The sequence below is a fragment of the Arthrobacter sp. OAP107 genome (assembly GCF_040546765.1).
GTDB lineage: Bacteria > Actinomycetota > Actinomycetes > Actinomycetales > Micrococcaceae > Arthrobacter.
The window spans coordinates 5,150,159-5,169,670 of record NZ_JBEPOK010000001.1; the positions used below are offsets into that span (position 1 = coordinate 5,150,159).

General features: G+C 66.4%; 13 protein-coding genes and 1 pseudogene. 9 read left to right on the top strand and 5 right to left on the bottom strand.

What is annotated here, in order from left to right:
- Positions 1-647: 647 nt before the first annotated feature.
- From trxA to ABIE00_RS23645, 5 genes are all read right to left on the bottom strand, one after another.
- Positions 648-974 (bottom strand): thioredoxin, encoded by a 327-nt coding sequence (trxA, locus tag ABIE00_RS23625; protein WP_003800194.1) that lies wholly within the window; start codon positions 972-974, stop codon positions 648-650.
- Between the two features lie 38 nt (positions 975-1,012).
- A complete protein-coding gene (gene trxB, locus ABIE00_RS23630) occupies positions 1,013-1,969 on the bottom strand; it encodes a thioredoxin-disulfide reductase (RefSeq protein WP_354263037.1) in 957 nt (318 codons plus the stop codon).
- A 226-nt stretch (positions 1,970-2,195) separates the two neighbouring features.
- Positions 2,196-3,944 carry an ABC transporter substrate-binding protein gene (locus tag ABIE00_RS23635; protein WP_354263038.1) on the bottom strand — a complete coding sequence of 583 codons (1,749 nt, stop codon included), beginning with the start codon at positions 3,942-3,944 and terminating at the stop codon, positions 2,196-2,198.
- A 172-nt stretch (positions 3,945-4,116) separates the two neighbouring features.
- Entirely contained in the window at positions 4,117-6,228 is a 2,112-nt protein-coding gene (gene murJ / locus ABIE00_RS23640; protein WP_354263039.1) for a murein biosynthesis integral membrane protein MurJ, read from the bottom strand.
- Between the two features lie 72 nt (positions 6,229-6,300).
- The gene (locus ABIE00_RS23645) at positions 6,301-6,801 is read right to left on the bottom strand and encodes an NUDIX hydrolase (protein WP_076799448.1); all 501 of its coding nucleotides are present in this window, start codon (positions 6,799-6,801) and stop codon (positions 6,301-6,303) included.
- Positions 6,802-6,996: 195 nt separating this feature from the next.
- Here ABIE00_RS23645 and ABIE00_RS23650 point away from each other — a divergent pair, with 195 nt between their 5' ends.
- The 9 genes and pseudogenes from ABIE00_RS23650 (at position 6,997) to ABIE00_RS23690 (ending at position 19,382) form a co-directional block, all read left to right on the top strand.
- A complete protein-coding gene (locus ABIE00_RS23650; RefSeq protein WP_354263040.1) occupies positions 6,997-8,508 on the top strand; it encodes a CCA tRNA nucleotidyltransferase in 1,512 nt (503 codons plus the stop codon).
- On the top strand, positions 8,505-9,086 hold the full coding sequence (locus tag ABIE00_RS23655) for a histidine phosphatase family protein (protein ID WP_331575249.1): 582 nt from the start codon (positions 8,505-8,507) through the stop codon (positions 9,084-9,086). Before ABIE00_RS23650 ends, ABIE00_RS23655 begins: the two co-directional genes overlap by 4 nt.
- Before the next feature lie 437 nt (positions 9,087-9,523).
- Complete coding sequence (locus ABIE00_RS23660; RefSeq protein ID WP_354263041.1) at positions 9,524-9,829, top strand: hypothetical protein; 306 nt, start codon at positions 9,524-9,526, stop codon at positions 9,827-9,829.
- 50 nt (positions 9,830-9,879) lie between these two features.
- Positions 9,880-11,349 carry a glycosyltransferase family 87 protein gene (locus ABIE00_RS23665; protein WP_354263042.1) on the top strand — a complete coding sequence of 490 codons (1,470 nt, stop codon included), beginning with the start codon at positions 9,880-9,882 and terminating at the stop codon, positions 11,347-11,349.
- Positions 11,342-12,781 (top strand): phytoene desaturase family protein, encoded by a 1,440-nt coding sequence (locus ABIE00_RS23670; protein WP_354263043.1) that lies wholly within the window; start codon positions 11,342-11,344, stop codon positions 12,779-12,781. The genes ABIE00_RS23665 and ABIE00_RS23670 overlap by 8 nt, the downstream gene beginning before the upstream one ends.
- A 76-nt stretch (positions 12,782-12,857) precedes the next feature.
- Positions 12,858-14,858, top strand: a complete 2,001-nt coding sequence (locus tag ABIE00_RS23675) for a penicillin-binding transpeptidase domain-containing protein (RefSeq protein WP_354263044.1) — start codon at positions 12,858-12,860, stop codon at positions 14,856-14,858.
- Between the two features lie 45 nt (positions 14,859-14,903).
- Positions 14,904-16,587 (top strand): annotated as a pseudogene (locus ABIE00_RS23680) (ABC-F family ATP-binding cassette domain-containing protein).
- A gap of 27 nt (positions 16,588-16,614) precedes the next feature.
- Complete coding sequence (locus tag ABIE00_RS23685) at positions 16,615-17,814, top strand: MFS transporter (protein WP_354263045.1); 1,200 nt, start codon at positions 16,615-16,617, stop codon at positions 17,812-17,814.
- 65 nt (positions 17,815-17,879) lie between these two features.
- Positions 17,880-19,382 carry a bifunctional phosphatase PAP2/diacylglycerol kinase family protein gene (locus tag ABIE00_RS23690; RefSeq protein ID WP_354263046.1) on the top strand — a complete coding sequence of 501 codons (1,503 nt, stop codon included), beginning with the start codon at positions 17,880-17,882 and terminating at the stop codon, positions 19,380-19,382.
- Positions 19,383-19,512 lie beyond the last annotated feature (130 nt).

The following is a 19,512-nucleotide window of genomic DNA, read 5'->3' on the forward strand; positions in this document are numbered from 1 at the left end:
CGATACGCTTTCCAATGGCAAAAGGCAGCGCGCTCCAGGGGATGATCAATCCCCCACGGATCCGCCTACCCTCAATGCAAAGCCGGCAATTCGGAGGCGCGGGTCGGTCGGACGACGGCGAAGGAGAATAGACTTCGTCAGACGCTTTCACCAGGGATGGAGCGGCTGCAGCTGCAGCAACAAAGTTGCGGCTCGGATCTCCATCGCATCCTTCGTTTCACGTGAAACATCATGAGCCTCACCCCAAAGCGGCCCAAGTCAGAAGTAGAGGCTGCGGGAACCGTTTGCAGATCATTACCGAGCGGTGCCGGCGTAAATTGAAACCGCCGGGCAAGACGAGCTGGAGTTTCACGGTGTTGTCCAGCCAACAGAGCGCTTCTGCGGCAGTCAGTGTAACTGACGGGATCTGGACGCTAAAGCACGAAGAATGAAACCGACTGCGCGCTATCTTCCGAGAAGGGCAATTGCTGACCAGGTGTCAGCCTAGAATGCTGCCAAGGACGGGGCCGAATAGGGCTGCATCATGAGGGAAAGAAATAAGAGGTGGCCACCACTCCCCTTGGAGTGATGGCCACCTCTGTGTGCCTGGTGCCGGCGCTCCCTGTCACGGTTACCGTGCAGGCATGGACCCGGCAGGACCGCTACTGCTAGGACAGGACGTCCGCGAATTCCTTCTCAAAGAACTGCTTCGGCTTGGCACCGATGACAGTGCTCTTCACTTCGCCGCCCTGGAACAGGTACACGGCAGGAATGGAGGTGATGCCGTACTCAGCGGCGATAGCCGGGTTGTCGTCGACATTCACCTTGACGACGTTGACCTTCTCGCCGTACTCCACCGAGATCTCATCCAGGATGGGACCGAGCTTCCGGCACGGACCACACCATTCGGCCCAGAAATCAACGATTACCGGCTTGTCAGCGGCGAGTACGTCAGTGCTGAAGCTTGCGTCAGTTACATCTTTTGCGTTGCTCATAACCCTTGTCTCTCTCTTCGAATGATTTTCCGCGCCGGTCAGGCGTGAAGGTCTGCGAGGTAATGCTCGACGTCGATCGCTGCGACGCAGCCGGAGCCGGATGCAGTAATGGCCTGGCGGTAGGTCGGGTCCACGACGTCGCCGGCGGCGAAGACGCCCTTGACGCTGGTCCGCGAGCTGCGGCCGTCGACGGCGATGGTCCCGGCGTCCGTGATCTCGAGGCTGTCCTTGATGAGCTCCGTGCGCGGATCGTTGCCGATGGCCACGAATACGCCGGTCACGGCCAGTTCGGACTCGGTCCCGTCAACCAGGTTCTTCAGCTTCAGGCCGGTGACCTTGTCTTCACCCAGGACGTCCTCGACGGCGGTGTTCCAGACGAAGTTGATTTTCTCGTGGGCCTGCGCGCGGTCGCCCATGATCTTGGAGGCCTTCAGCGTGTCGCGGCGGTGCACCACGGTCACGGACTTCGCGAACTTGGTGAGGAAGAGTGCTTCTTCCATGGCCGAGTCACCGCCACCGATCACTGCAATGTCCTGGTCCTTGAAGAAGAAACCATCGCAGGTTGCACACCAGCTAACACCGTGGCCGGAGAGCCGCTTTTCGTTAGCCAGGCCGAGCTCGCGGTATGCCGAACCAGTGGACAGAATGATGGCGCGGGCGCGGAAGGTCTCCCCCGTTGCGATGGTGACAGTCTTGATGTCGCCCCCGAGTTCCAGGGCGGTGACGTCCTCGAACTGGATATCAGTGCCGAAGCGGGCAGCCTGCTTTTCAAAGTTCTCCATGAGGTCCGGCCCCATGATGCCCTCCGGGAAGCCCGGGTAGTTTTCGACGTCGGTGGTGTTCATGAGCTCACCGCCCGCGGTTACGGAGCCGGCCAGCAGCAGCGGCTTCAGGTTGGCGCGGGCCGTGTAGACGGCGGCCGTGTAGCCTGCGGGGCCGGAGCCGACGATGATGACATCACGTACTTCTGACGTGCTGTTTTCTGCGGTGCTCACTGAACGGTGAACCTCTTCCTTTGTCGATGCGCCAGCCTTCCGGCCAGCCACAGGGCACAACTGATTGGCAGTGTGGAATATTCCAAACGTGTTCGGAGGCAGACGGGAACGCCCGTGCCTGCATGGAACCACCGCCACGGGACTTTCCACAAGGGTACCGCCTTCGGCAGCCCAGGGCATGCCGGTTACGCCCGGAAGGGGCGTGACTGCCGGACGGCAGGTTCGCCTACTGGACCTTGATCTCCGCGAGCCGAAGGCCGTAGCCAAAGCGGGTCTTCGGGGCTGCGAGCTTGGGCAGGTTCTTGATCGAGATGATCACGTACTGGGCGGTCACCGGTTCGGCCAACGGCATGGTGAGATCAGGCGAGGTGAAGCTGTTGGTGCCCACCTGCTTTGCACCGTCCAACGACGGGCGGTCATTGGTGTAGACCGTAATGCTTCCGCCCGAGGCACCCAACTGGTTCAGGGTGATCGAGGAGACCTGGGAAGGGCTCTTGAGCTTGACCACCAGCGGGACACCGTCGGGAGCCAGGCCGCCCCAGTCCTCGGTGGCGAACTCCATGTCAGACCAGTAGCTGGCCGCGTTTCCATCGAACGCCTTGCCGAGGTCGTCGTCATACGTCGCGGCAAAATCAAAGTTGCCCTGGCGCGTGATCCCCTCGATCGCCGGCGGCCCGGCGGCGGGAGCGGTGCTCTTGGTCGGCGTTCCGGTGCTCGGCTGGGCAGCGGCTGACGGCGGTGCGGTGGCTCCGGGGGTCGCTTCCGTTTGCGGTGCACTCTTGAAGAGGCTGCCGAGGTTGGTCACGGCGAAGATGAGTCCGACGATCAGGACGGCCGCCAAAAGGCCACCGACAAGCCACCGCATGGAACGCGGTTCCTTCTGGGGCTCGTCGTCTTCATCGTCGTAATAATCGGCAGCGGGAGCGGCGCCGGTGCGGGCGACGGCAGGGAAGCTGCCTGCACGGCGGTCCCGCTCGTGCGCGTCGCTGCCCTCGTCGTCGTACTCGTCTTCGGGGATGTAGTCATAGTCGTTCTCGGACCACAGGGACACTTTCGACGCGTTGTGGCCGTCACCGGAAGCCGCGGCAGCTCCGGCGGCCGCTGTACCAGCGCCGGCGGCGCCGCGTGCGGCGTTTCCGGAGCGGCCTGTGTCGCGGTGCAGCAGTGCCTGCTCGACGTTGTCGTGCGGGGCGGATCCCTGTACCGCGTCCTGCTCGTAGGGCTTACCCGGCTGAACCTGCTGCGGCGCAGTGGTTTCCGGGACGTTCTGCCTGTTTCCCCGCGAACCAGCAGCACCGGCAGCGGCACCAGCCGCCGCACCGGCGGCTGGACCAGCGGCGGGGCGGGCGGACGGGAGCGGCGGCACGACGGGAGCCTTCCGCACCGGCGCCGTGGGTGCCTGCGCAGGTGCAGGGGAGCCGGAATCCGCAACCGCGTGGGCTGATGCCCCGTGGCCGGACCGGCTGGCGGCAGGGCTTGGCGCGGTGGCAGGGTCCTGGCCGGCTGGCCGGGACTGGCCTCCGCTGTACTCCTGGTCACCGTTGTAGTTGATATAGCCGGCTTCGACCTCGTCGTCTTCGTCGTAAGTCTCGGGTTCGTGGGAGCGCGCCTGGCCGAAGATCTCGCTGCCCAGGGTGTCGGTGAAGAACGGCTCCACGTAGGGCGGGTTGGACGCCACCACAAGGTCCAGCAGGTCCGCGGCGGAGGTGTGATTGGTGATCAGGTATGTCGTTGCGTCACTGACTCCAAGGTCCAGGATCTGCACGTTCCCGGGGCGCTCCCCCGTGGCCACCTCGCGGGCGCTCTGGGCCACCTGGTCGGCGTTGTACGGGCCGGCCACGAGAATGCTGACCGGACGGTTCAGCACCTGGTCCACACCGTCCAGCACCAGATCCTGGTCATGCGAACTCAGCACTGTGGCCGTGACCTTGTAGCGGCCGCCAAGTACTGATCCGACATCGATCGGGTGGGACACGTGTTCCTCCTAGCCTGTCCGGGAATTGCTTCTGGCCCTGGCGATGCATCGCCCGTGAAGGCCTCCGGCGCACCGGCGGACCCCTTGGTCTGCAACTACCCTTGTTCCCCTCGATCCTAGCCGATGCTGTGCAACGGCCGCGGAAGACGGGGCTGGCAGACGCCCGCCAGTGCTACTTTTTCCTCCGCCGCCGCGACGGGAAATGCGGGTTCTGGCCGGGGGTCCCCTGGTAGGTCCGGCGGCCTGGAAGCGGGATCTCGCCACGCAGGGCGTTCCCGCGGGCCGTTCCGGGGACGTCCTCCTCGGGAAGGTAAGTGGCGCCGTCGTAATCTTCCGGTTCCGGCCGGGGCGCAGGCCCGGCACGGAAGGAGGCGGAATCGAACTCGCCGGAAATCCGCGGAATCAGGCCGGTGTCCGAAGAGACCGTGGCGCGCTCCGGCGTCGGACGACGCCGGGACGGAATATCAGCGCCATCGCCGGCGGCCGAAGCCCCGGAGCCGGCGGGCGCAGTCGGCGCAGCCGCCGGTGTGCCGGAACCACGGCCCAGCCGCCCCAGCAGGGGCTGCAGCAGGTCACGCAGTTCCGTGACCCGGAACAGCTTCAGCAGCACCAGGTACGCGGCCAGCATGACGGGGCCGACGACGACGATGGTCACCAAGGCGGCGGGCCGGCTGCTCCAGGCAAAGCCGACCGGGCTGTAGCTGCCCATGAGCCACAGTGCCCCCGCGCCCGCAACTGCCGAGCCGAGTGCTGCGTAGCCCATGCGGATGTACGAGTTGATGATCCGCGGGCCATCCAGATGCCCCAGAAGCCGGCGCAGGAAGACCGCCGAAACGACCACCGAGAGGATGTTCCCCGCAGTGTAGAGGACGGCGATGGCGAAAATGATCCGGTCGAACGGCAGGAACTGGATGAAGAATGCGGCCACCACATTCACCAGGGCCAGCACCAGTTGGATGTAGAACGGCGTGCGGGCGTCCTCGTTGGCGTAGAAGACCCGGGACATCATGAAGTTGGCGCTCATGAAGGGTGTGCTGAGCGCCAGGATGGTGAGCGTCTGCGCCAGCATGACGCCGTCGGTACGGGCTCCGCCGGAGAAGAACATGCCCAGCGGACCGGCCAGGGCGAACAGCGCCAGCGCGCCGAACACCGTGGCGACTGCCATGGTTCGCAGGCCGTGGGACAGGGCGTCCCGAAGTGCCACGCGGTTGCCGTCCTGGGAGGCACGGGTCATGCGGTTGAACAGCACCGTGGCCAGCGAGAGCGCGATGATGGAGTGCGGCAGCAGGTACAGCTGGCTTGCCACTTCCAGGACCGCGTTGCCCGGAAGCATGTCACCGGCGGGATCGCCGGCCTCCTGCAGCCGGAGACGCTCGGCGCCGGGGATGGTGGCGATGCGCATGACGTACAGGAACGCGAGCTGCCCGACGGCGGCCGTCATGAGCGTCCACATGCTCAGCCTCGCGGCATGACCCAACCCCACCCCGCGCCAGCCGAAGCGCGGCCGCAAACCGAGCTTCAGCCGGAATACCGGGATCAGGAGGATGGCCGTCTGGGAGAGGACGCCGATGGTGGAGAACCCGGCGACGAAGAATGTCTGGGACGCACCCCAGTTGTCCAGCGAATGCCGGTTGACATTGTTGGCACCGAAGATCCAGATGAACATGCCGAGGCCGGCAATCGCCACGACGTTGTTCAGGATGGGCGCCCACATGGCCGGGCCGAAGGCACCGTTGGCATTGAGGACCTGGGTCAGCAGCGCGTACAGGCCGTAGAAGAAGATCTGCGGCAGGCACCAGAAGGCGAAGGTAACGGCCAGCGCCTTTTGCTGGGGCGAGTAGCCTTGCGTGGTGAGTTCGATGACGGCGGGCGCAAACAGCGTGACCAGCAGGGTCAGGGACAGCAGGACGAGAACTGCCAGCGTGAGCAGCCTGCTGATGTAGTCCGCTCCCCTGTCCGGCGCTTTGCTGGCCTTGATGATCTGCGGCACCAGCACGGCATTGAAGACGCCGCCGGCCACGAGCAGGAAGATCAGGTTGGGCAGGTTGTTGGCGTTGATGAACGTGTCATTAACTGTCGAGCCCAGGCCGAGCGCGGCGCCGAGCATCCAGGTCTTGCCGAATCCCAGCACGCGGGACACCAGCGTCCCCGCGGCCATGATGGCGCTGGAACGGGCCTCGCCGGGCTGCGCGGCACCGGAGGCTGCCTCGCTGGCGGGCGCCACACCGGGCGGTGTTTCGCCCGGCTGCGAGGGCTGGTCGGAGGACGGATTGGCTGCTGACATCGTCTTCATCGTCTCACCCGGGTGCTGATAATGCGGCACTCAAGGGGGTATCCGGCAGGCATTGCCTGACGGTCAGAGGTGCTCGGGAAGGACTTCGCGTGCCAGGTCGGCGATGCGGCGTTCATTGGGGAACGAAAGCTTGCGGGCAAGCTCGTGGATGGGAACCCAGGCAACATCAACCGCTTCCTTGTCAGGATCGTTTTCGATGGTGAGTTCGCCGCCGGTGGCGCGGAGCAGGTAGTGGTGCACAGTCTTGTGGACGCGGTGCCCGCTGACCGTAAACCAGTAATCAATGCTGCCCAGCGGGGCCAGAATGTCACCGTCGATGCCGGTTTCCTCGGCAATCTCACGGACCGCGGCTTCCTCGTTGTTCTCCCGGCCCTCCGGATGGCCCTTGGGCAGGCACCACTCCAGCCGTCCGCCCCTGTTAAGGCGGGCAATAATCGCAACCCTCAGTTCGTCGTCGGACGTGTCCACCACGACGCCTCCGGCGGAGATCTCCTCCACAGTGGGGAGCGAGGCCGGGGCCGAGTGCGGTGCAGGCGCGACGTGGGCACCGATTGCCGACGGCAACGGCGGGTTCGTCCTCCTGCCGGGAGCGCTCGGTACTGGATGGGCCATGCAGTCCACTCTAACGACTCTTGCCCCGCCGTGATGACCGGGACATGGCTTGCAGGTGGACTGCATGTGACGGGCTTCGCCGGCGCCGTCGCACAATGACGGGATTTGGTGCGGTGGGGCTTGGTTTTCTGACAAGCTTAAGTAACTATGGCGCACGCACATCAAAAGACTGATCTTCACACCGTTGACTTCCAGGTGGACCCGGTGGTCCTGGAGCTCGGTCAGCGGTTCGTGGATGCCGGTCATGAGCTGTCGCTGGTCGGCGGCCCGGTCCGGGACCTTTTCCTGGGCCGTGCCTCCCCCGACCTCGATTTCACGACGGATGCGACGCCGGACCAGACCGTGGCGCTGATCAAGAAGTGGGCGGACAACTTCTGGGAGATCGGCCGCGCCTTCGGGACGATCGGCATGCGCAAGGCCGGCTTCCAGATTGAAATCACCACTTACCGCGCCGAGGCCTACGACCCCGAGTCCCGGAAACCCGAGGTGGCCTTCGGTTCCTCTCTGACAGATGACCTGCTGCGCCGTGACTTCACCATCAACGCCATGGCTCTGCGGCTGCCGTCGATGGAGCTTGTGGATCCCTTCGGCGGAGTCCGCGACCTGCACGCCTCCGTGCTGGCCACCCCTGGCGCTCCCGAGGCATCCTTCTCCGACGATCCGCTGCGGATGATGCGGGCCGCCCGGTTCGCGTCCCAGCTGGGCGTGACGGTTCGGGAGGACGTCCGCACTGCCATGACCCGGATGGCCGAACGCATCAGCATCATCTCTGCCGAACGCGTCCGCGACGAGCTGGTCAAGCTCATCTGCGGGCAGCACCCCCGCGTGGGCACCGACCTGCTGGTGGACACCGGCCTCGCCGAGTTCGTGCTGCCCGAGGTGTCCGCACTCCGGCTGGAATCGGACGAGCACCACCGGCACAAGGACGTCTACCAGCACTCGCTCCAGGTCCTGGAGCAGGCGGCAGCATTGGAGACAGACTCCGACGGCGCGGTCCCCGGCCCCGATTTTGTCCTCCGGTTTGCGGCACTGATGCACGACGTCGGGAAACCGGCTACACGCCGGTTCGAACCGGGCGGTGCAGTTAGCTTCCGCCACCACGACATGGTGGGGGCGAAGCTGACGACGAAGCGAATGAAGAAGCTGCGCTTCGATAACGACACCATCAAGGCGGTGGCCCGTCTCGTGGAACTGCACATGCGCTTCTACGGCTACGGTGACGCCGGCTGGACCGATTCCGCGGTGCGCCGCTACGTCACCGACGCCGGTCCCCTGCTGGAGCGCCTGCACCGGCTGACCCGCTCCGACGTCACCACCCGCAACCAGCGCAAGGCCGACCGGCTGTCCTTCGCCTACGACGACCTGGAATCCCGGATTGCCGCGCTCCGTGAGCAGGAATCCCTGGACGCGGTCCGGCCGGACCTCAATGGCGCCGAGATCATGGCCCTGCTGGACCTCAAGCCCGGGCCCGTCGTGGGCAGGGCGTACAAGTTCCTGCTGGAGGAACGGATGGAAAACGGCCCGCTCGATCCCGCCGATGCCGAGTCCCGGCTGCGGGCCTGGTGGGCTGAGCAGCCTGAGTCAGCCGCGCCTTCCGCTTCTGTGGCTCCTGCTTCTCCCGCCGACGTCGAATCTTCCCCAACTGAGGAGTCCAAGTGAACGCCGCCAACATCGCCCGCCCCCAGCTCTGGATCCTGCGGCACGGCGAAACCGAATGGTCCAAGAGCGGCCAGTACACCGGGCTGACGGACCTGCCCCTGACGGTGGAGGGGGAGCAGCAGGCAGTCGAAGCGCGGAGGATTCTGGACACCGTCGACTTCGACCTGGTCCTGACCTCCCCGCTGCGCCGTGCCCGGCGCACTGCCGAACTCGCCGGTTTCCCTGACGCCGTCCACGAACCGCTGGCCGTCGAGTGGGACTACGGCGACTACGAAGGCATCAGCTCCGACCTGATCCGCAAGGACAACCCCGACTACCTGATCTGGACGCACGGGGTTCCCAACGGCGAAAAGCTGGAGGATGTCGCAGCGCGGGCAGACAAGATCATTGCCCGGGTCCTGGAGTCCGGGCTGGACAACGTCCTGGTCGTGGCCCATGGCCACTTTTCCCGCATCCTCACCGCCCGCTGGCTCGAACTCGATCCGGCTGAGGGCCGGCATTTCCTTCTCGGAACGGCCAAAGTCTGCACCCTCGGCTGGGACAAAAGGACTCCCGTGATTCTCCGTTGGGGCCTGTAAAAGCGCCTTTTTGGATTTGTTTTTCGAATTCTTGGAAAATGTGTAGTCAACGCCGGCATTCCTGGTGTACTTTTATTCCTGACCCCAGAGCGATCTGCCGGGGTCTTGGCGCACGCTGTTCGACCAGTCAGTCGGAACAGCGGCAGAGCAGAAAAGGAGGATGGGAAAATGATTACTTTGACTAGCGGATGGAAGATGACCATGTCCGCGTTTCCGGCCTTCGTTGCTGCTCCGCGCCCTCTTCACGGACTCGCCCGAGCCTAGTTCTGACTCCCGGCTTTATTCTGGCCGTCCCGCCGCTCTCCCGTACTTATGCGGGAAAGCAGGCTGGACATCGGCAGATTTTGCCGTCTCCTCAGAGGCTCTGACCCCGGCGGTCTGATGTAGCGGAACAGCGCGATTGCGCGGCACCCCACAATTCGGAACCCTGCTTCCTGTTGGTGATTGCCGCGCTGCCGTCTCGTGGGCCCATTGCCGCTTTTGCGGATCATATTTCCTTGCCGGGCATTTCTTTGCCCTTTTATTGCCATTTCTTCGCCTGCTTAATGGCTCTAATTGCCATGCCCGGATTCTTTCCTCATTTCCTGAAAGGAGGTGAAATTTTGCTGCGCAAAATCCAAGAGATCCTTGCCGGCCTCGGTTCGGCATCGGTCCAGCAGCCACAGTTCGACGGCCACCTGCTGGACCGGAAACGGGAGGACGTCTACACGCTCATGCAGGAAGAGATGATCAGCCTGCGCTGAACCTATGCCGGCGACCCGACGGCCAGCGACCCACCGGTAAGCTCGAGAGCATGCAGGAGACACAGCAGCCGCCCGATCGAAAGCTCGCGCGCCTGGTGGTGCCGAGCCGCAGCGACCGCTTCCTGCGGAACTTCACCGAGCTCATCGGCGGGCCCCTGGGCCAGCGGTCTGCCCCGGGGGTGGTCGCGCCCGGCTTCTTCACGGTGGAACGTGTGCTGATCATCCTGACCGTGCTCGCCGCCCTCGCTGCCATCGCCATCAAGGACTACTGCCGGGTGAACGGCTGGGAGACGCCGTCGCAGTTCTACGCGACCTGCTATTCAGACTTCCCCGAGCTGTTCCGCAACCGGGGCCTGGGCGACGGGGCATTTCCGTTTTTCACCCAGGGTGCCCTCTTCGAGTATCCGGTCCTGATGGGACTGATTGCCGGCATCACGGCCCGTCTGGTTCCCGGCGAGGGAGTCACCGACGCCCGGATCCTCGGCTACTTCGACCTCAACGCAACGCTGGTCGCCGCTGTCTGGATCGTCACCGTGCTGGCCACGGCCCGCATGAGCCGGCGGCGTCCCTGGGACGCGGCGATGGTGGCCCTGGCGCCCGGCATCGTCCTCGCCGGAGTGATCAACTGGGACATGTGGGCCGTGGCCATGCTGGCCCTCGGCATGTACTTCCTGTCCCGGGAGCGGCTGGTCCTTGCCGGCGTCCTGATCGGACTGGGAACCGCCACCAAGCTGTACCCCGTTCTGGTCTTCGGCGCCATCTTCCTGCTGGCCCTGCGCACCGGGAAGATCCGGGCCTTCGTGGTCCCGGCAGCATCCGCCGCGGCAGCCTGGCTGGCCGTCAATCTGCCCATTGCCGCGCGGGACCCGGCCGGCTGGAGGTACTTCTTCGAGTTCACCCAGGACCGCCCCGCGGGCTACAGCTCACCCTGGTTTGCGTACAACCTGGTGGCCGGGCGGGTGCGCTGGACGCTCCTCACGCCGGAGGCCATCAACACGCTCGCCCTGAACATGTTCCTGCTCGCCTGTGTCCTCATTGCGGTCCTGGCCCTGACCGCCCCGCAACGGCCGCGCATGGCACAGCTGACCTTCCTGATCGTCGCGGCCTTCATCCTTACCAACAAGGTCTACTCGCCCCAGTTTGTCCTGTGGCTCGTGCCGCTGCTGGCCCTCGCCCGGCCGAAGTGGCGTGATTTCCTGATCTGGCAGGGCATTGAGGGGCTGCACTGGGCGGCCATCTGGATGTATCTTGGCCAAGTGACCAGCGGTGGCGTATCACAGCACAACATCGACATGCCGTATTACGTCCTGGCCGTCGCCGCCCATATGCTTGCGACCGCATATCTCATGCTGCGGGTCGCCTGGGACATCTGGGACCCCCGCTACGATCCCATCCGGCGGCACGCGATGGACGACCCCCACGGCGGTCCCTTCGACAGGGCCCAGGACTGGCTGCGGATCGATCTGTTCCGTCCCTCTGCCTCCCTGGTCCCGTGGCGAACGGTTTCCCGCGATGTCTGATGTCGCCGTCGTTGGTTCAGGACCCAACGGACTCGCCGCCGCCGTTGTCATGGCGCGGGCGGGACTCAAGGTGCGCGTGTACGAGGCCGGGGACCAGCTCGGCGGCGGATCCCGGACGTCCCAGGTCATCGAGGAGGGGCACTGGCACGACGTCTGCTCGGCCGTGCACCCGATGGCGCTGGCCTCGCCCTTTTTCCGTGCCTTTGAGCTGGCGCGGCGGGTGGACCTGAAGCTTCCGCCTGTGCAGTTCGGCTCACCGCTGGAGCGCGGCCGGTCGGCGCTGGCGTACCGGTCGCTCGACCGGACCGCCGATGAGCTTGGCCGCGACGGCCGCGCCTACCGGAGGCTCCTCGCTCCGCTGGTGCGGCACATCGACGGCATTGTGCAAACCACGTCCGACCAGCTGCTGCGCGTTCCCGGCGACCCGCTGGCTGCCGCCGTTCTGGGGCTGCGGACCTTTGAGCAGGGATCGCCTCTTTGGAACCTGCGTTTCCGGCAGGACCTGGCACCTGCCCTCGTCAGCGGTGTGGCAGCCCACGTCGTGGGGCGTCTTCCGTCTCTTGCGGGGGCGGGCGCCGGCCTGCTGCTCAACGCGCTGGCGCACAGCGGGGGCTGGCCGATTCCAATAGGCGGATCGTCCGCAATCGCAGAAGCCATGGCGAGCGACGTGGAAGCCCACGGCGGCGAGCTGCAGACCGGGTTCCGGGTCACTTCGCTGGCGGAACTCGAGCCGGCGAAGGCAGTCCTTCTGGATGTGGCTCCACCTGCCCTGTCCCGCATTGCCGGCAGCCGCCTGCCTGCGTCCTACCGCCGCGCGCTGGAGTCCTTCCGGTTCGGCAACGGCGCGTGCAAGGTGGACTTCATCCTCTCCGGGCCCGTACCGTGGACCGCTGCCGGACTGGCAGGTGCCGGAACTGTGCACGTGGGCGGCACCCGGGTGGAGATGGCGGCGGCGGAGTACGCCGTGTCCCAGGGCAGGCACCCGGAGCGGCCCTACGTCCTGGTTTCACAGCCGTCCGTGGTTGATCCCGGCCGCGCGCCGCAGGGCAGGCACATCCTCTGGACCTACTGCCATGTTCCCGCGGGGTCCACGGTGGACATGGGCCAGGCCGTCATGGACCAGCTGGAGCGCTTCGCGCCCGGGTTCCGGGACCTGGTGCTGCGGCACAAGGTCACCACGGCGGCAGAACTGGCCGCCTACAACGAAAACTACGTCGGCGGCGACTTCAGCGCCGGCCTGCTGGACGCCCGCGGCCTAATTCAGCGGCCCGTCGTCTCGCCGGTGCCCTGGCGGACTCCCGCGCGCGGGGTCTACCTCTGCTCCTCCTCGACGCCGCCCGGACCAGGCGTCACGGGCATGCCCGGGTTCCGCGCGGCTGAATATGCGCTCAAGGACATATTTGGGCTGGACGTCCCGGCCCTCGGCCTTTAGCCGCCGCTGCGCCGCGTATCTGTGATGTGGCTGTGTTGTGGCCCGTCCCCCGCATCCGCCGGGGGATAATAACGCCGTGGGGAACACTCAAAAACTTTCACTTGTCCTTGCCGGTCTCATACTTAGCGGATCACTGGTGGCGTGCGACGACGGCCGCGGCGGCGCTGAGGCCGCCGCCAAGCAGCTGGCGTCGGCCGTCGCGGGCCTGGACCTGCGCCAGGTGGCCTTCGACGGCCGCGACTCGTCGGTGGCCAACGACCAGCTCAACCAGGTTTTCAAGGCGCTGGCGCCGGCCAAGCCGTCCGTCGAGGCGGGAGACCTGACGCTCGACGGCGACACCGCGCGGATACCGCTCAACTACAGCTGGAAGATTTCCACCGGCGAGTGGAAGTACACCGTCTCGGCCGACCTGCGTAAATCCGGTGACAAATGGCTGACCGTCTGGTCGCCCGGGTTGCTGGTCCCGAACCTGGCCGAGGGGGAGATTCTCAGCAAGGCGACCCAGTCGTCCCCGCGCGCCGACATCCTCGGTGCCGGCAACCAGAAGCTCGTGACGCTGCGCCCGGTGGTCAACGTGGGCATCGACAAGCCTCAACTGGGCGGCGCCGATGCCGCAGACTCTGCCACTAAGCTCGCCAAGCTCGTGGGTGTGGATCCCTCGGCCTACGTGCAGCAGGTGGAGGCGTCCGGCGCGGAGGCGTTCGTTCCCGCAATCACCCTGCGCAACACCACTGACCGCTCCGTGACCGACGCCGAGATCGAAGCCATCCCGGGCGGCCGGGCCATCCCGGACGAACTGCCGCTTGCGCCGACGCGGAACTTCGCCCGGGCCGTCCTTGGCACGGTGGGCGAAGCCAGCGCAGAACAGATCGAAAAGTCCAACGGAACCCTCACCGCGGGTGACGTCATCGGCACGGGCGGACTCCAGCAGAAGTACGATGCCCAGCTCCGGGGCACCGACGGCACCGTTGTCCGCGTGCAGCGCGCGGACCTCACCCGCGAAGAGATCCAGGCAGCGCCTACAGACCCGCGGCGCACAGTCTTCGAAGTGAAGGCAATTCCCGGCACGCCGCTGCAGACCACCCTCGACATGAAACTGCAGCAGCTTGCCGAGGACACCCTGGCAGACATCAAGCCGGCGTCCGCCATCGTGGCGCTCCGGCCGTCCACAGGAGCGGTGCTGGCCGCCGCATCCGGACCCGGAAGCAACGGCTACAACACAGCCATGCTCGGACAGTACGCGCCGGGATCCACCTTCAAGGTAGTGGACTCCCTGGCCATGATCCGCAACGGATTCACCCCCGATTCCACCGTCGAATGCACTCCAACGCTCACCGTCGACGGACGGAAATTCAAGAACGCCGAGGGCTACCCCAAAGACTCCCTCGGCTCCGTAACCCTGCGTGATGCCTTCGCGCACTCCTGCAACACCGCCTTCATTGCTGCCCGGGACAAGGTCACCCAAGCCCAGCTGGAGTCGGCGGCCACCTCCCTCGGCGTCGCCGTGGAGGCCCCGAAGCTGGGCGCCGAGGCCTTCATGGGCTCCGTTCCCAGCGAGGCCGAGGGCACCGAACACGCCGCGGCCATGATCGGCCAGGGCAGGGTGCTGATGTCCCCGCTGGCAGCGGCCGTGATGGCAGGATCGGTGGCCAAGGGGGGGGGGGGGGGCGCACCCGTCTCCCCCGTCCTGGTGGAAGAGACCGCTCCCTCCGCCTCGGCGTCGGCAAGCCCGGCGCCGACGGCGGAAGGTTCTGCCCCGTCGTCGACCGTCACAGCGGAAGCCCCGAACAAAACCGCCCAGACCCCCATCACCAAGGCGGAAGCTGCGTCCCTCGCGGACATGATGCGCGCAGTGGTGACCTCCGGCCACGCCGGATTCCTGGCCGACGTCCCCGGCGAACCCGTGGGTGCCAAGACCGGAACCGCCGAATTCGGCAACGCCAATCCGCCCAAAACCCACGCCTGGATCATCGCAGTGCACGGGGACCTGGCCGTGGCCGTCTTCGTTGAGGACGGCGGGCTCGGCGCCACCACCTCCGGCCCGCTCCTGAAGAAGTTCCTGACCGCCGCCGGCTGACACCCGGGCATCCACCTGGCGGGCGGGGCATGGGAGAATTGCCCGGTGGCCCATATTGACGTTTCCGGCATCGACTACTTCCTCTCCGACGGCACCCAGCTGCTGAACGGGGTGACCTTCAAGGTTCCGGACGGCACCAAGACCGCGCTCATCGGACCCAACGGCACGGGCAAAACAACCCTGTTTCGCATCATTGCCGGTGATCTGACCCCGGACGAGGGCGTGATCGGCCGCTCCGGCAACATGGGCATCATGCGGCAGTTCGTGGGGCAGGTCCGCGACGACTCCACGGTCCGCGATCTTCTGGTCTCGGCAGCACCTCCGGCGCTGGCGGACGCCGCCCGCGCCGTGGATGAGGCCGAGCTGGCCATGATGGAGCACGACGACGAGCCCACCCAGATGCGCTACGCCCAGGCGATCGTGGACTGGGGAGACGCCGGCGGGTACGACGTGGAAACCGTCTGGGACGAGGTCTGCATGGCCGCGCTGGGGCTGCCGTTCGACCGTGCCCAGCACCGCCGCGCGTCCACGCTGTCCGGTGGCGAGCAGAAGCGCCTGGTGCTGGAGGCGCTCTTTGCCGGTCCCGACGAACTGCTGCTCCTCGATGAACCGGACAACTACCTCGACGTCCCCGGCAAGCGCTGGCTCGAGGACAAGCTCAACGAATCGAAGAAAACGGTCTTCTTCATCAGTCACGACCGGGAGCTGCTGAACAACGCCGCTGGCCGCATCGTCACGCTGGAGCCGGGCATCAACGGCGCAGGCGCGTGGATCCACGGCGGCGGCTTCGGATCCTATGTGGAGGCGCGGGCCGACCGGAATGCCCGTTTCGAGGAGCTTCGCAAGCGCTGGGACGAGGAGCATGCCAAGCTCAAGGAACTCGTCAACATGTACAAGAACAAGGCTGCCTTCCGCTCGGACATGGCCAACCGGTACCACGCCGCCCAGACCCGGCTGACGAAGTTCCTCGAGGCCGGCCCGCCCGAGGCACTGCCGATCGAGCAGAACGTCCGGATGCGGCTCAAGGGCGGCCGCACCGCCAAGCGGGCCATCGTGGCCGAAAAGCTGGAGCTGACCGGCCTGATGAAGGGCGTTCTCCACGGAGATCTGGTTCGGGGACCGGGTGGGTGTGCTGGGCTCGAACGGCTCCGGCAAGTCACACTTCCTGCGGCTGCTCGCCACTGGCGGCACCGATCCGGAGCGGGAACACCTTCCGGTGTCCGACGTCGAAATCGCCGAAGTGCCGCACGAGGGCACCGTGAAACTCGGCGCCCGTATCCGGCCCGGGTTCTTTGCCCAGACCCACGTCCGGCCCGACCTGCTCGGCAAGACCCTGCTGGAGATCCTGCACCGCGGCGACGAACACCGTTCCGGCCTGGGCCGCGAGGCCGCCGCCGGCGCACTCGACGGCTACGGGCTGGCAGGACAGTCGGAGCAGAAGTACGAGTCGCTGTCCGGCGGCCAGCAGGCACGGTTCCAGATCCTGCTGCTCCAGCTCTCGGGCGCCACGCTGCTGCTCCTGGACGAGCCCACGGACAACCTCGACCTGCATTCGGCCGAGGCGCTGGAGCGGGCGATCGACCACTTCGAGGGCACGGTCCTGGCAGTCACCCACGACCGCTGGTTCTCCCGGACTTTTGACCGCTTCCTGGTCTTCGGCTCCGACGGCAGGGTGTACGAATCCGCTGAACCGGTCTGGGACGAGAAGCGGGTGGAACGAGCCCGCTGAGCGTTGGTGGTTGGCTAGAGTTGTCGAATGACCTCAACCCAGCAGCAGCTCGCTGGCCGGCAGATCTCCGCCGCCGCCCTGGCCACGTTCATCATCTTTGGCGCGAACGGCCTGGTCTTTGCCAGCTGGGCTGCCCGCATCCCGGCTGTCACGGAGATCCTGGGGATCTCGTCCGGGCAGATGGGAACCCTGCTGCTGTGCACCGCCGTCGGTTCACTGATCGCACTCCCCACCGCGGGCCACGTCATTACCCGGATCGGCACGGCCAACAGCGTCCGCGCCAGCGGCCTCCTGGCAGCCCTGGCGGGTGTGGGAATCTCCGTGTCGCTGCTCGCCGAGTCGGTGCCCGGCACCGCCGTTTCGCTCTTCTTCTTCGGAATGGGCGTCGGGCTGTGGGATGTGTCCCAGAACGTTGAAGGGGCCGACGTCGAACACCGGCTCCGGAAGACGGTGATGCCCAAGTTCCATGCGGCCTTCAGCGGCGGCGCTTTCGTCGGTGCGCTAATCGGCGCCGGCCTGTCGGGGTTGGGCGTTGGCCTGCCGCAGCACCTTCTGGTCATCGCCGCCGCCGTCGCCGTGCTGACGTTCGTGGTCCCCCGCTACTTCCTCCCCCACACCGCACCCGAACAGCCCGCCGACGGCGAACCCAAGCAGGCCCGCGGGCCCTCGGCCTGGCGGGACGGCCGCACCCTGCTGCTCGGCGTGGTGGTGCTCGGCGCAACGCTGACCGAGGGTGCCGGCAACGACTGGATTGCCAAGGCGTCAGTGGACGGGCTGGGGAGCTCCGAGTCAACGGGCGCGCTGCTCTTTGCCCTCTTTGTGCTGGCCATGACGGCCATGCGGTTCTTCGGCGGCGGCGTCATCGACAAGTACGGCCGGGTGGCGGTGCTCCGCGGAAGCATGGCGGCCGCTGCCATAGGCCTGGCATTGTTCGTGTTCGCCGGAAATCTCTGGCTGGCTGCAGTCGGGGCAGCGCTGTGGGGAGTGGGGGCGGCACTGGCGTTTCCGATGGGAATGTCGGCAGCTGCGGACGACCCGCGGCACGCGGCCGCCAGGGTCTCGGTGGTTTCCACTATCGGCTACGTGGCCTTCCTGGCCGGTCCCCCGCTGCTCGGCTACCTGGGTGACCTGACCGGTATCCGCCTGGCACTGCTGGCGATCGGTGTGCCCATCGTGATCGCCCTGCTGCTGGCCGGAGCCGCCAAACCGCTTCCCGTCAGGGAATGACGCGCCGGGACAAAAATCTGCCAGAGCGCCGAAGACACCCCCGTACCGGGCGGTAGGGTGGGGAAATGCGACGAATGCTGCGCCGCGGACCGGGCTGGGTTGCCGCCCTGGACCGCACGCTGATGCGGGCTGTCTCCGGTTTCCCGGGCGGGCACCATGACACCTTTTTCCGGCGGCTCTCGGCCTCGGCCAACAAGGGAAAGCTCTGGTTTGGCGTTGCGGCCGTGGCTGCCGCCATCCCGGGACGCACCAGGCGCGCGGCAGTCCACGGGCTGCTGGCCCAGGGCGTGGCGTCGGCCGTGACCAACCTCGTTTTCAAGACCCTGCTGCCCCGCGCCCGCCCATTGCCGGAGCATCTGCCGGTGTTCCGGTTCGTCCATCCGCAGCCCACCAGCTCGTCCATGCCGTCGGGCCACTCGGCCTCAGCGGTGGCGTTCGCCCTGGGCGCCGGACTGGTGCAGCCGGTGCTCGGAGCAACCGTCGCCCCCGTGGCAGCCGGCGTTGCTTACTCCAGGGTGCATACAGGTGCACACTGGCCCTCGGATGTGCTGTTCGGCTCGGCGATCGGGGCCGGGGCAGCCCTCGTAACCAGAAAGTGGTGGCCGGTCCGGCCGCCGATGCCTGCTACCTCCAGACGGCGGGTGGAGGTGGCCAAGCTTCCGCAGGGTGAGGGCCTGAGCATTGCGGTGAACACGCTGGGTGGATCCTTTACGGAGGAAACTGCGGCAGCTCTTAAAGAAGTATTCCCTCTCGCTCATATAACGCTGATGGCACCTGAGGACGATGTTGCCCAACGGATGGCGGAGGCAGCCACCGTGCCGGGCATCGTCGCTTTGGGCGTGTGGGGCGGGGACGGCACGGTAGGCACCGCGGCGGCGGCCGCCGTCGAACATGATCTTCCCTTGCTGGTCCTGGCAGGGGGCACCCTGAACCACTTCGCCCGGGATGCCGGAACGCCCTCCCTGGTCGAAGCCGTGGCTGCGGCAGAAAACGGTGAAGCCGCGCTGGCGGATGTGGGCTCCGTGGCTGTGGAACGCGGCCTCGCGGACGATCCCGAGAAGGTGGAGCTCATCATGCTCAACACCGCGAGCATCGGGCTGTACCCCAACCTGGTGCGGCGCCGCGAACACCTGCAGCCCGCCCTGGGGAAGCCACTCGCCGGCGTCGTGGCTATGTTCCGGACCTTCGCCATGGAGAAGCCGATCACGCTGATCGTCAACGGCGTCCGGCACAGGCTGTGGATCATGTACCTGGGCTGTGGCCGCTACTACCCGCGGGACCATGCCCCGCTCTTCCGGCCCGTACTGGACGACGGCGTGCTGGACGTCAGGATGATCACCGCCGACGAGTCCTTCGCCCGGCTGCGGATGCTCTGGTCTGTGCTGACCGGCACCGTGGCGACGTCCAGGATCACCCACCTCACCGAAGCCACCCGCGTCCGCGTGGAATGCGGTACGGCCCCCATGGTGCTCGCTGTGGATGGTGAAACCATGCCCGGCGTCCGCGCCGCCGAGTTCACGTTGAAGCGTGCCGCGCTGCGCTACTACTCACCGGCGGAAGGCAGTTGACGCTGTGACGGTGACGCTGAATCGGTGGGCCTGGGCTGCTCATCCCACCGGATGATGCCCGGGACCCTGATTCACCCCTGAATCATCCCTGAGACCGGCGAATTCGGCAGGCGGCGTCGGTAGCGTGGGA